The following is a 12253-nucleotide window of genomic DNA, read 5'->3' as shown; positions in this document are numbered from 1 at the left end:
ACACAATATAGGTAAAATGAGTTTGCATAAATGAAAAATGGACATTTCAAAGACTATTTTTCCTATTTGTCGAGGTAACTTATGTTCATTACGAAAATTCTAATGTTGCTTGGTGTCTCTGTCGGAGCTGGTTATGCGGCAGCAGATCACATTCACTCTTACTTGCTCGGTCTTACAATTGCATCGTTAGCGGTTGGTGCATGCTATTTGATTGCTTTTGCGAGCACGCGATTTCCCCAGTTTGCGATGGGACTGCTTCTGCTTGGTACACTTGCGAAGTTGACCGTGACTGTCGTTGGTGTTGCATTGGGTATTTCGAACGATTTGATTACTTCACCTATTGTGTTTGCGCTTTCATATCTGTTTTACATTATTGCTGTTAGCTATTTATGGTTTAGCTACAGGGACAGTATTACGCCAGTACCCAAAGTAATGAAGACGTCAGTCGCTTAAGTGAAAGATTTGTTAAACGAAGGGGAGGGTATCATACCTTCCCCTTCGTTTTATACTCAAGTAAACTCGCCCTTTGGGAGCTCATCAAGATGCCCATTCCTGCGTCAATAGCTATTCCTTCAACTATTTTCCTTGAATTGAACACCTTGATGAAGCTCTGAGTCCTGCATCTTGAGGTCACTTGAATATATCTATTACTAAAACATGTACTCTAAGTTAACACCCCAGTTTCGACCGGGTTGAGTGTAGAGATCGTTGTTCTTATGAGTTGAAGAACTCGTTTTATTTCGTAAATCTTCGTATAGCCAGTACTTAGTATCAAATGCATTGAAGAGCCCAGCTCGTAGCGTCAGATCTTCTAATGGTTTGTAGTAAGCGGTAATGTCCATGACCGCATACCCTGGCGCATCGATATTGTCTTCTTCCTGCCACTCTGTTTTACGTCCTACCATAGTTAGGCTGGTAATGCCTCCCCAGTTGTTGATCACATCGTCATAGCCAAGAGCAAGTACAGAGGTCAATGGCGAAATTGTATCTAACTCCTTGCCTGTTTTAAGGTCTTTACCTTCGGTATATGCAATAGAGAATTTAGCGTATAGGCCTGTAGGCCCGTAGAGCAAGCGATCAAGCAACGCTGTAGAAGAAAACTCTAATCCTTTTATTTCAACTTGATCAAGGTTCGTTGGGCTATAGACATCTTTCCCTTCGGAAGTGCCCACTTTCTGTGTCGTGATGAAGTCCCTATATTGGTTGAAAAATCCAACGATTTCGTATTTTGCTGCATCAGTTTGGCTTCTTAAGCCGGTTTCATATGAGATACTGCGTTCCGCTTTCAGGTTAGGATCCGGTTCGAAAATAGCCCCTTGGTCATAAAAGTAGTACAGCTGTTGTACCGTGGGGGCTTTGAAGCCCTGACTGATTTGCCCAAAAACACTGTATTGATCATTGAGGTGATAAACGGCACCGAGTTTACCAGTAAAAGCATCATTCTGGCTGCTCGGTTGTTGTTTGTCATAGCCATCATTGGTTTTTGGCTCGGTGTTAAAGTAGTCGTAACGAATTCCCGCGTTAAGAACTAACTGTTCGTCCAACAAAAACATCTGATCCTGAACGAAAACTCCAAACTTTTGAGTGGTTGCGTCCGGGATATCAGTGTGTCCTGGAGCCACGGTGCCGAGATCGTATTTATAATCTGTATTCTCTGTTTTGAACTTGTTGTCCATATACGCCAGGCCATAAGTAAGCATATGGTAGGCGTTGGATGAGTCAATCAGCTTATTTGCCTGCAAGTCCAGTTGAATAGTTTGGTCCGACGCTTTTCGCTCCCGCATCCTTCTACCGTAGTTTAGTGAAGGGATGTGGGAAGAAACCGTATCGTAGTTTTCGTTCAGCGTGTTGCTGTCCTGATAGTTAACAGACCACATCAAATCGTCAGCAAGAACTGCGTTGATATTCCATTCATGCTCAAAACCTAAACGTAGCCTCTTATTGTTGTCGTTAGAATACCTGTCGTTATAAGTGAGCATGCTACCCATGGAATAGCCTTCAAGTGAGCGTGTCTTTTCATCGTAGGAATAATCATAGTACTCGATAGTGGTGCCCACTCGATGATCGTCGTTTATCTGGTAGAACGCTTTAGCCAGCACATTACCAAGCTTTTTGTTAGCGGGATTTGCAGCGCCACGGTACACACCATCAACGTCTGCAGCGCTTCCGTGAGTTTTGGTCTCTGAACCATTGGCATAGGTGAGCATGAGCAAGGTTTCGAGTTTACCGTGACGGCGTGCCCAAGTAGCGGTTGTCTTAAAGTTTTCATCAGCAGAAGAGTAACCCGTCTTTATTCCAAAACGGTCCTCGTCACCATCCGTTATTAGAACATCATCGGGATTCTTGGTACGCATCAAGACAACTCCCCCTAATGCATCGGAGCCGTATAAGGACGAGGAGGGCCCTTTATTGACTTCGATTTCCGCCAGTGTATCTATTTCTATTGCGTTCGGATATTTACGTTGCTCTGACGCGCCGGGATTATAAGCGTGGGGTTGTTGTACACCATCAACCAGTATTTTTACTCGAGAACCGTCCATTCCCCTGATGTTAAATCCTGACATACCGAATCGACCACTGCCTTCAGCGCGAACCCCCGGCATGTACTTGACAGCTTGTTTTACATCTCCCGCCATTGTTGACTCAATGTTTTCGCTAGTCACTTTACTCACGGACGAAGACACGTCTTGTGCATCTTGTTCGGTTCGTGTGGCTGTTACAACAACCTCATTTAATAGGTTAGATTGTTGCTCTGCGTGGGCACTAGAGACTAATATAGAGAGAACAGCAGAAGCAAGCAGCTGTTTTTTAAAAGGTAACTTTGACATATAACCATCCGTAATTGTTGTCAAACAAAAGGTTGGGATGGATAATATAGAATACAAATGATAATTACTATCATTATCATAAATAAACTATGGGATTTGTGTGTGAGTGGCCAATAAATAGCCATTAAGAGACACTACTATCGTTTTTGCATAGAAAAATCCTATGTTTCATTACATTGAAAGTAACTAACGGGTATCCAATTGCACAACTCTATTACTTTGGAAGCACTTCATATCCTCGACGCAATTAGCAGACGAGGTTCCTTCGCCGCTGCCGCTGTTGAACTGGACAGAGCTACTTCATCGCTCAGTTATCAGATACAAAAGCTAGAGCAAGATCTGGACATTATGATTTTTGACCGTTCAGGTCATAAGGCGTCATTAACAGACGCCGGTAAATTGATTTTAGAGCGTGGCCGAGTCATCCTGCAGGCAACAGAAGCAATGGTAAATGAGGCAAGGGTCATAGCAAACGGTTGGGAGTTAGACCTCACTATTGCATACGACAGTATTGTACCTGCGGAAAACTTCTTCGACCTAGTAGATAAACTTGGACAAGTGAGCAAGACGCGTATCAAGCTTCAAGAGGAAGTATTGGCGGGTTGTTGGGAGTCGCTTAATGAAGATCGTTGTGCTCTACTCGTATGTTCCCGCCCGGAGGTAGTCCCACAGGGTGTAAAAACCCAGGTCCTGGGACAAATGACAATGACTTGGGTCGCATCGGCAGATCACTATGTACACAAACGGAGTGGTAAATTTGATGTTGCAGCCAGAGAAGCTTACCGTGTTATTGCTATAGCAGACACAGCCAGGGAGCAGCCGGCGTTAACTGTGAATATTTTGGAAAAGCAACCGCGTCTTACAGTATCTAACCTGGAAGCCAAAATTGATGCACTGGTATGTGGTTTGGGAATTGGTACACTGCCCAGTCAGGTAGCAGATCGATTGATAAAGCAGGGCAAGCTTATGCAGATAAAAGACTCAGAACAAATGAGTATCGATATCGTTATGGCATGGAAGCGAAGCAATATTGGCGAAGCAAAATCATGGTGCATTCGCCACCTTGCTCAAACATGGGATTTGAAGTGATTCGATAGCCAAGTGCGCTTAATGGTCTAAGCGCAACACCATATCGGCAACGCCATCTTCAAACTGGACATCAAGTTCAAATCCCAACTTTTGTGCCAGGGTCAGCATTCCCCGGTTAGTCGGCATCGTCATTCCCGATATTTGATGTGTTTTTTTGTCTCTGCAGTATGCGATGATTTTATTCATCAGGATCTTACCGAGCCCTTTGCCTTTCAGGTCTGAGCGGATCAGGATCGCGAACTCAGCATCCGTGTTATCCGGCGTAACGAGTACTCTTGAAACGCCGATGATATGAGGTGTCGAATAACCAAGGTCGACTGCTACGAACGCCATTTCCCGGTCATAATCAATCTGAGTCAGGTTTGCTAAAGCCTCATGGTTGAACTCGCCCACATCGGAAAAGAAGCGCTTATAAAGGTCTTCTTTGGTGACGTTTTTAATAAAGTCAGCATGGTAGGGCTCATCTTCAGGCCTTATCGGACGGAGTGAGATCATAGACCCGTCATGGAGTGTAAGCGTTTCTTCCAGTTCTGTTGGGTAGGGTCGAATAGCTAGCCGAGCCTGAGGCTCACCAGTATAACCCCGAATTGAAACCGAAGCGTCGAGGATAGTGATATCGTCTCCATTCAACAATAAGGGATGAATATCCAGCTCTTCTATCTCAGGGCACGCTATGACGATCTGCGAGATCTTGACAAGAAACTGTGCGAGTTTACCCAAATTGACAGGGTTGGGAGATTGCTGAAATCTTAGCGTACCTTTATTGATGGCATTAATAATGAGGTAACGGGCGAGAGCCATATTAAGCGGTGGAAGGGCAGTGACCGCTTCCTTGTCGATATTCCATTCTGAGCCACCCTGACCGATGAAAATTGCTGGGCCAAATGTGCCATCACACATGACTTTTACCCTTATTTCCTGACCACCGGCTACCTTAGCCATTTGCTGTATGGTAAGGCCTTCAATTCTTGCCTCAGGATAGGAGAGTGTTGTTCGATCGAGAATAGACTGAGCAGCATTGCTCACTTCGTTGGCATCTCTCAAATTAAGCATTACACCGTGAATATCCGACTTATGGGCAATATCCGGAGAGCGAAGTTTTACTGCAACAGGGTATCCAATCTTATCGGCTAAATGGATAGCTTCTGTTGGATCATGTGCGAGCCACGTTGGTAAGGTTGGAAGGTTAAACAATTCAAACAGTTGTTCACAGACATGTGATTCGAGTTGAGTGTATGGCTGGTCTTCAGGGGCAGATATCACATGTGAGGTAAGCCAGTCATGTGCTTTAGAAAGTTGTTCCGTTGAATAAGAGTCTGTAGTGGTTGGTGTTTCCATCAATTGCCACTGGTTGCGCCGGTACTCGACCAAGTGCATGAACGCTGTGACCGCGCTTTCGGGTGTCCGATATGTGGGGATGCCGTGTTCGGTAAATAATAACCGGGCATTTTTGGCCGTTGCTTCACCGGACCAGTTGGTTAGTATGTTAAATCGTTTCGCCTTAGGGTGCCGGTTAATTGTTTCAATAACCTCGAGAGCAGTCTGTTCAGGTTTCGCGGTAGCGGAGGGGCTGTGCATAATGAGGACTGCGTCAATATCGTCACTATCCAATACGACATTAAGTGCGTCACAATATCGTTTAGGTGTCGCGTCACCGATCAGGTCAATAGGATTACTATGAGACCATGCCTCAGGCAATATCTCGGTCAGTTGACCAATTGTCTCGGGTGATAGTTGAGCGACACTACCACCAATATCCGTGAGTGTATCCAGCGCCATACGGGCAGGACCCATACCATTTGTGATAACTGCAAGTCTTTCTCCTCTAAGCGGAACGGAATGCGTTAGCGTTTCTACCGCTGCAAAGAGCTCGTGTGTATTCTTAACTCGAAGCATACCGGCCCTTTGAATTGCTGAATCATAGACTATGTCAAACGAAGGACTGGAATAATTACGAGACGAACCTAGCACACCCGAGCTTCGACCAGCTTTCAATACCAGAATACGGCGGTTCCGTGATGCTGCCCGTGCAGCTGACATGAATCTACGAGCGTCCCTTATGGAGTCAACATACAACAGAATAGCTTCGGTCTTACTGTCTCGGGATAAATGGTCGAGAATGTCATCAAAATCAATATCTAGCCCGTTACCAATGGATAAAAAGGCGGAAAATCCAATATTTTTATCTTTGGCCCAGTCGAGAATGGTGGTGCACACAGCCGAGGATTGCGATATAAACGCAAGTTTACCGGGGTGGCAATCCACAGGTGAAAACGAAGCGTTAAATTTCTGCCACGGAAGTAAGATACCAAGACTGTTCGGGCCGATAACCCTTATCCCTGACTGATGCGCGATTTGAAGACATTTGTCCTCGATTGTACAGTCATCATCGTAAAGAACCGACATATCTGAAGCCATTACAATGACATACTTAACGCCGGCGACTGCTAGCTCATTAAATAAATCGACGTTTCTTATTCCTTTGGTACAAAGAATTGCCACATCAGGAACCAGTGGAAGCTCAGCAACAGCGCGGTAACAAAGTATACCATTGACTGACTTATACTTTGGATGCACCGGTAAAATGGTTCCCTGATAACCACCTAAAAGCAGATTTCTTATCACGACACTTCCAGCCCGATCTGGCTTGATAGAGGCACCAATGACAGCGATAGAAGTGGGCTTGAACAATAAATCTAAAGACATGGTCTACTCCTGGAGGGGCGGAACGTATTCATGATATTTTGGAACTGCGATCGAACTCTCTTATAGTAGCCCAGGATGTCATCAGTTAGACATAGCAAGCTCTGAATTTTGCAGATAACATATTGCTGTAGCTCAATTATTGTGTAACATGTCACAGGAAGTTAGGACAGGTGTCGTGAATCGTAGATTCGAATAAATTCTGTCGACATGATTTACAAAATTTATAACTCAGGCAGTAATAAAATGAAAAAAGTGGTTATCTTAAGTTTGACTGCGTTGTTAGCGGCGTGTTCTTCTAGTGAATACACTACTGAGGTGAAATCAGAAAGTTACCGAGAAGACTATAAACCCGCTCAAACTACCGCTGCCCCAGTTGCTGTTGCCACTGTGACAGCAGAAGAAGTAAAGAAGGCACCTCAGCCACAAACGCAAACAGAAATTAAAAAGACGGTTGAGCCCAAGAAAACAACAGCGATACCTGCAGAGGATAAGGTCGTTAAAATTGTCCCTCCGTCCCAAAAGCAAGAGCAGCAGAACTATCGTTTTGGCTACACCATCCAGGTTGTAGCGGTAGGAAGTCAGGACAAAGTCTCGACATTCTCTGATAAGCTCCCTAAGAGTGGTCAACCTATTTGGCAAAACTACAAAGTAGTCAATGGAACTAAATGGTACTCAGTCTTGTATGGTGATTTCGCAACTAAACAAAAAGCAAAGTCGGCAATAGCGACATTACCAAAAGAGTTTCAGGATCTTAAACCCTTTGTACGCAGCATCGATAAGATTAAAAAGTCTGACTACCCAACGTTAAGTAAAATTAACTAAATCGGTTATTGGACAAGCATTACAGCGCGCTCAAACTTGGCAGTAGAACTGCCGTTGAGCGCGTTTTTGTATGTAATCTATACATACAGTAGAAGCATCTACAGAATTAACAGATTTTGGACTGAATCTTGATGCCCGATCGTTTATCATTTATCTAAAGCAATTTAAGGACAAGCTTAAGATGTCAAAACTCAATATCCTTCTTCTATGCGGTGGTGGTTCAGCAGAGCATGAAGTTTCTATCGTTTCAGCTAACTTCCTTGAGAGTCAGCTAAACCTGAACCCAAAGTTTGATGTAACCCGAGTAGAAATCACTCAGGAAGGATGGAGGTGCAACGACGGCCACCTTGTTGTTTTGGATTTAAATAAAAAAGCACTCGTCAATGAGCATTGTGATGTCAAAGTTGACTATGTCGTTCCTTGTATTCACGGTTTCCCAGGCGAAACTGGTGATATCCAGTCTTTGTTTGAAATGGCTGGCATTCCCTATCTGGGATGTGGACCAGAAGCGAGCAGTAATAGCTTTAATAAAATCACATCAAAGCTTTGGTATGACACCTTAGGAATCCCAAACACTCCATATTTGTTTCTAACAGAGAATAGCCCACAGAGCAGGTTATTGGCACAAGAAGCTTATGATAAGTGGGGCAAAGTGTTTGTGAAGGCAGCAAAACAAGGTTCATCAGTGGGGTGTTACAGTGTCACCGAAAAGGAACAGCTAGAACAAGCGATTGATGCGGCGTTTGGTTACTCTGATCAAGTCGTCGTAGAGCAGTCAGTAAAGCCTAGAGAACTCGAAGTAGCTGCATATGAGTATCGGGGTGAATTACGGATCACCAAACCAGGTGAGATAATTGCACCTAACGACAGTTTTTACAGTTATGACGAGAAGTACAGTGCGGACAGTCATTCGACCACTAAAGTAGAAGCGGATGATCTGACTGATGAGCAACGCAAAATTATCCATGATTGTGCTGAAAAGGTGTTTAAGCAAATGAAATTGAAGCACCTGTCTCGCATCGACTTTTTCCTAACGGAGGATAATATCATTTATCTAAATGAGGTTAATACATTCCCAGGAATGACACCTATTTCTATGTTTCCTAAGATGGTTGAACATTCCGGAGTGGCATTCTCGGACTTTTTGTCCGATTGCATCGAGTCATCCTTTCGCTAATCATATTTATTGTCGTCTTTAAATTTTGACTTTTCCTTTTCGGCCGATTGTCGATTGCCACTGTATTGAAGTGGCATTGCCGGACTTGCCCATCGGCCGAAATCCTGAATTTCTTTTATTCTATACCCTTCGTTACTCAATTTTTGTACCGCTCCAACACGGCCTGATTGCGAAGAGAAACTTAACTGCGCTGGTAACGCGAGTAAATCGCTTGCTCTCCTTAGCACACGATAAACGGAAGAATCATTTAACACATTGGCGCTTATGTTGCCGTGGCGATCGATAGCTGAAAACAGAACAGAGTAGGGCGTAATTGCTAACCAACGACAAAGCGCGTTTTTTGCTGTTTCACTTAACCGATAATGGCTTTCGTCTATGGACAAAATACAAATATCGTCATCAATACGAACACTGTTTATCTCCAATCGTTTTAACTCGTTTCGTTTTAGTGCACATTCGAACATCACATGATAGATAGCAAGATCACGTATATCTTTGATATCCTGACTAGATTGTAGCTTGGCGTTCAACTGTTCAAGATGATGTTCAGAGAGTGGAACGGTTTGTTTAACCTTATCCATTGTGCTTACTTGAATATCTTGTAAAAGGAGTCCTATTTCGCGGTTCTTTACTGGATCTTTGAAATCAAACAGGTAGTGAACAAGAGATATCGTCACAGTGTAACGTTTTAGGGAGGAGTATTTGCGATTAGCACGTTCGTGAGAGATGAATTCCTTCACAGTCGCGACAGATGCTGGTAGAGATTTACGATTCTTTGTTACGCAAAAGTCATTAAATATCCGCCAATCCTTCGACATAGCTAAATTAGAGCTCTTCGAGTAATACCCGGACGTCATTTCATCAAACTCTGCAGCGTTTATAGAATTCTTTAATAAGGCGCTAAATCTACTTATTTGTTTATGATTTGTGACTTTCGGAACATCTTTTTTCATACTAACGCACTATAACTTAATTGATTGATACAGAATAGCTGATACCATGACAAACGCAAGCTAAGACAATCACATACATAAGAGAAAGGTCTATATGGCTCTAGCGAGTTATCGAGGTTTTACCCTTAAATCTATTGGTTCTAACAACCAATTATGGAAAGTGGCTATAAAAAACAGAGAACTACAAGGTTCGTTGTCTGCTGTAAAGAAGAGCATCGATTGGTGGTGTGATACGGCCTCGATTATCGAGCCATCCCAATTAGCACAATCGGCAGAAGCGAAAGCCTCCAAAGTCACACAGGAAAATTTTCACGGTTTTACCTTAAAAAATGATACCGGGGAAAATAACGCATGGTATTGCATGTTTAATGGTAAACTTATCAAAGGCGGTAAGCTTGCCATACAACGGCACATTGAGGCTTATCTAATCGCGAAGCAGAAAGCAGAACAAACAAAGAAGTAATATGACTCTAGTATATTCAACAGAAACCGGACGAATCAAAGAAGAAAAACAGAAACCGGTTCGCCCAAAAGGCGATGGAATCGTTCGGATTCAGAAGCAAACTAAAGGTCGTAAAGGCAAAGGTGTATCAATCATTACCGGCCTGGACCTGGAAGATGCGGCATTGAAACTCCTGGCGGCAGAACTAAAGAAAGTATGCGGATGCGGGGGATCAGTCAAGGACGGTGATATCGAGATTCAAGGCGATGCACGCGAGAAGATCAAAACAGTTTTGGAAAAGAAAGGTTATACCGTTAAGCTTTCCGGTGGATAATACCGGAGCAAAAGCCAGCATTAATGCTGGCTTTTTAGTACTAATAACAACGAGGTTTAATCCTAAGATTAAAGCATGTAGTTATTAGCTATTTTATGGTAAATAACAGTTATCGTTAAATGGGACGCTGTTATGAGGGTCAGGAGAGGAAAAAGGCATAGATTTTACCTAGCGTTACACTGCATTTAACATAAGATAGATAATACGCACTATGGTTGTGGAAGCAATATAGTAATGTCCGGTTTGAGCAACTTTAAAATGTCCTCCTAAGCTTAAATCGTAGTTAGCTTATGAGGACCTAAACTGATGTTAATTGCTATGAGTGATCACGAGATTAATCGATTCAAAGTCCTGACGGATGTGCGAGAAAAACGCTTACGACAAATCGACGCTGCTGATATTTTGAATATCTCTACTCGACATGTCAGACGCTTACTAAATCAACTGGCAACTTATGGTGCTCAAAGCTTGGCACATGCAGCTCGAGGCCGCCCAAGCAACCACCGTTATGATGATCGATTTCGAGCTGAAGTATTAAGGATCGTGCGTGAGCAATACTTCGACTTTTCACCAACGTTTGCGCTAGAAAAACTCTCTGAGTATCACAACCTAACGGTTTCTAAAGAAACGCTCCGTCAATGGATGATCGCTGACGGTCTATGGACTCCACACTCTAAGCGCAAGCCAAAAGTCTATCAACCTCGCTATCGCAGAGATTGCCTTGGCGAACTCATTCAAATTGATGGCTCGCACCATGACTGGTTCGAAGGACGCAGCGACAAATGCTGCCTATTGGCTTTCATCGATGATGCTGCTGGCCGCTTAATGAACCCTCAAAACGACACCAATCTCTGAAACCCTTCAAAATCGTTTTATTGAAACCTACGGAAGCTCATTTGGGTTACGGCGTAACCTAAAGCGCAGGCTGTGTCCTGCAAATGCCGGCACGCACTTGATCATTCTTTTCTTTATTTTTATGGACTTTAGCAAAAACATGTCTTATTCCGCTTCAATTAGAATCTGAATCACTCTTTAGTTACCGCGTCACACGCGTGCCATAACTCACCAGGTCGGTATTTAGGTATGAGAATTACTATTACTTATCACAATTACTAAACAGTGTGTGTTATCAAAAGTGAATTTAGTTATAGTGCGTTAAAGGGCGCCCTAACCCATCAAGTGACGCCGTAACATCAAATATGATGCCTCACTCTGGATGTGAAGTTCTTTAATTATGATCGAATTCTTGATAGATAGTTCCCTTTAGCTTGCTATATGCCAGCGTAAAAACCACTCTCACTCAATTCTGGCTGTGACCACTTACTCTCTCCATAGTTATTGATACACGTACAGTATAAATCACTACGTTCAAAAGACTATCACTTTGGTTCTGTAATTTAATTACAAGCAAAGTAACGGGCGCTTTGGTGATTAGTGTTTTATATCGCGATAAGCCATTGTTTTATACCGCATAAAGATAAAAAATGGGAACTGGAGGCGCGAAATTGCATTGTTTTGAGGCAGTAACTTTCGACCTATTCGAAATGCAAATGGATACTGTATGGTGACCCGTCCTGATATGGGTTGACACTTTTTAGATTAAAACGCTCGATGTACTTCATCGGGCGTTTTGTATTTTAGAGCCGTGTGTGGTCTCTTTTCATTATAGAGTCTCACTGATTCTGCAACCATTTTCCGAGCTTCACTCAAGTTACTCGGCTTGTTCAGTAAGTACTCCATTTTTAAGATCCCATTGACCCGTTCTGCTAGAGCATTTTGATAGCAGTCATAACCATCAGTCATGGAGCAGCTTACCCCATGTTTATTGTGTAGTGCTTGGTATTCTCCTGAACAATATTGGAGACCTCTGTCTGAGTGGTGGATCAGCTCATCGCTACGCTT

10 protein-coding genes and 1 pseudogene are annotated in these 12253 nt (G+C 43.3%); 7 read left to right on the top strand and 4 right to left on the bottom strand.

Annotated features, from left to right (window positions below):
* Nucleotides 1-81 precede the first annotated feature (81 nt).
* On the top strand, nt 82-453 hold the full coding sequence (locus tag C4S60_RS00055) for an NADH:ubiquinone oxidoreductase (protein ID WP_103878282.1): 372 nt from the start codon (nt 82-84) through the stop codon (nt 451-453).
* Nucleotides 454-650: 197 nt separating this feature from the next.
* Here C4S60_RS00055 and C4S60_RS00050 read toward each other — a convergent pair whose 3' ends face one another.
* A complete protein-coding gene (locus C4S60_RS00050; protein ID WP_103878281.1) occupies nt 651-2828 on the bottom strand; it encodes a TonB-dependent hemoglobin/transferrin/lactoferrin family receptor in 2178 nt (725 codons plus the stop codon).
* A 201-nt stretch (nt 2829-3029) separates the two neighbouring features.
* Between C4S60_RS00050 and C4S60_RS00045 the strand changes: the two genes are divergently transcribed.
* Nucleotides 3030-3917, top strand: coding sequence for a LysR family transcriptional regulator (locus C4S60_RS00045; protein WP_103878280.1), 888 nt, complete (start codon nt 3030-3032; stop codon nt 3915-3917).
* 18 nt (nt 3918-3935) lie between these two features.
* Here the strand turns inward: C4S60_RS00045 and C4S60_RS00040 are convergent, their stop codons facing one another.
* Nucleotides 3936-6623, bottom strand: coding sequence for a bifunctional acetate--CoA ligase family protein/GNAT family N-acetyltransferase (locus C4S60_RS00040; RefSeq protein ID WP_103878279.1), 2688 nt, complete (start codon nt 6621-6623; stop codon nt 3936-3938).
* A 243-nt stretch (nt 6624-6866) separates the two neighbouring features.
* Here C4S60_RS00040 and C4S60_RS00035 point away from each other — a divergent pair, with 243 nt between their 5' ends.
* Nucleotides 6867-7445 (top strand): SPOR domain-containing protein, encoded by a 579-nt coding sequence (locus C4S60_RS00035; RefSeq protein ID WP_103878604.1) that lies wholly within the window; start codon nt 6867-6869, stop codon nt 7443-7445.
* 181 nt (nt 7446-7626) lie between these two features.
* Nucleotides 7627-8622, top strand: coding sequence for a D-alanine--D-alanine ligase (locus C4S60_RS00030; protein WP_103878278.1), 996 nt, complete (start codon nt 7627-7629; stop codon nt 8620-8622).
* Here the strand turns inward: C4S60_RS00030 and C4S60_RS00025 are convergent.
* The gene (locus C4S60_RS00025) at nt 8619-9575 is read right to left on the bottom strand and encodes a tyrosine-type recombinase/integrase (RefSeq protein WP_103878277.1); all 957 of its coding nucleotides are present in this window, start codon (nt 9573-9575) and stop codon (nt 8619-8621) included. The genes C4S60_RS00030 and C4S60_RS00025 overlap by 4 nt on opposite strands.
* Nucleotides 9576-9669: 94 nt before the next feature.
* Here C4S60_RS00025 and C4S60_RS00020 point away from each other — a divergent pair, with 94 nt between their 5' ends.
* From C4S60_RS00020 to C4S60_RS00010, 3 genes and pseudogenes are all read left to right on the top strand, one after another.
* Nucleotides 9670-10038 carry a DUF3319 domain-containing protein gene (locus C4S60_RS00020; protein ID WP_103878276.1) on the top strand — a complete coding sequence of 123 codons (369 nt, stop codon included), beginning with the start codon at nt 9670-9672 and terminating at the stop codon, nt 10036-10038.
* A 1-nt stretch (nt 10039) separates the two neighbouring features.
* Nucleotides 10040-10351, top strand: coding sequence for a stress response translation initiation inhibitor YciH (gene yciH / locus C4S60_RS00015; protein ID WP_103878275.1), 312 nt, complete (start codon nt 10040-10042; stop codon nt 10349-10351).
* A gap of 318 nt (nt 10352-10669) precedes the next feature.
* Nucleotides 10670-11182 (top strand): annotated as a pseudogene (locus C4S60_RS00010) (helix-turn-helix domain-containing protein); the annotation flags it as partial.
* Nucleotides 11183-11950: 768 nt separating this feature from the next.
* Here the strand turns inward: C4S60_RS00010 and C4S60_RS00005 are convergent.
* Nucleotides 11951-12253, bottom strand: a 303-nt coding sequence (locus C4S60_RS00005) for an integrase core domain-containing protein (protein WP_146060826.1), incomplete at its 5' end; no start/stop codon positions are given.

It is taken from the genome of Vibrio hangzhouensis (assembly GCF_900107935.1).
GTDB lineage: Bacteria > Pseudomonadota > Gammaproteobacteria > Enterobacterales > Vibrionaceae > Vibrio > Vibrio hangzhouensis.
The sequence above is the reverse complement of the archived record's forward strand: the minus strand, read 5'-3'. Positions and strand labels throughout refer to the sequence as shown.

Bases quoted from the DNA above. Each gene is read 5' to 3' on its own strand.
- C4S60_RS00055 (WP_103878282.1), top strand. From the start codon at position 82: ATGTTCATTACGAAAATTCTAATGTTGCTTGGTGTCTCTGTCGGAGCT.
- C4S60_RS00050 (WP_103878281.1), bottom strand. From the start codon at position 2,828: ATGTCAAAGTTACCTTTTAAAAAACAGCTGCTTGCTTCTGCTGTTCTC.
- C4S60_RS00040 (WP_103878279.1), bottom strand. From the start codon at position 6,623: ATGTCTTTAGATTTATTGTTCAAGCCCACTTCTATCGCTGTCATTGGT.
- C4S60_RS00035 (WP_103878604.1), top strand. From the start codon at position 6,867: ATGAAAAAAGTGGTTATCTTAAGTTTGACTGCGTTGTTAGCGGCGTGT.
- C4S60_RS00030 (WP_103878278.1), top strand. From the start codon at position 7,627: ATGTCAAAACTCAATATCCTTCTTCTATGCGGTGGTGGTTCAGCAGAG.
- C4S60_RS00025 (WP_103878277.1), bottom strand. From the start codon at position 9,575: ATGAAAAAAGATGTTCCGAAAGTCACAAATCATAAACAAATAAGTAGA.
- C4S60_RS00020 (WP_103878276.1), top strand. From the start codon at position 9,670: ATGGCTCTAGCGAGTTATCGAGGTTTTACCCTTAAATCTATTGGTTCT.
- yciH (WP_103878275.1), top strand. From the start codon at position 10,040: ATGACTCTAGTATATTCAACAGAAACCGGACGAATCAAAGAAGAAAAA.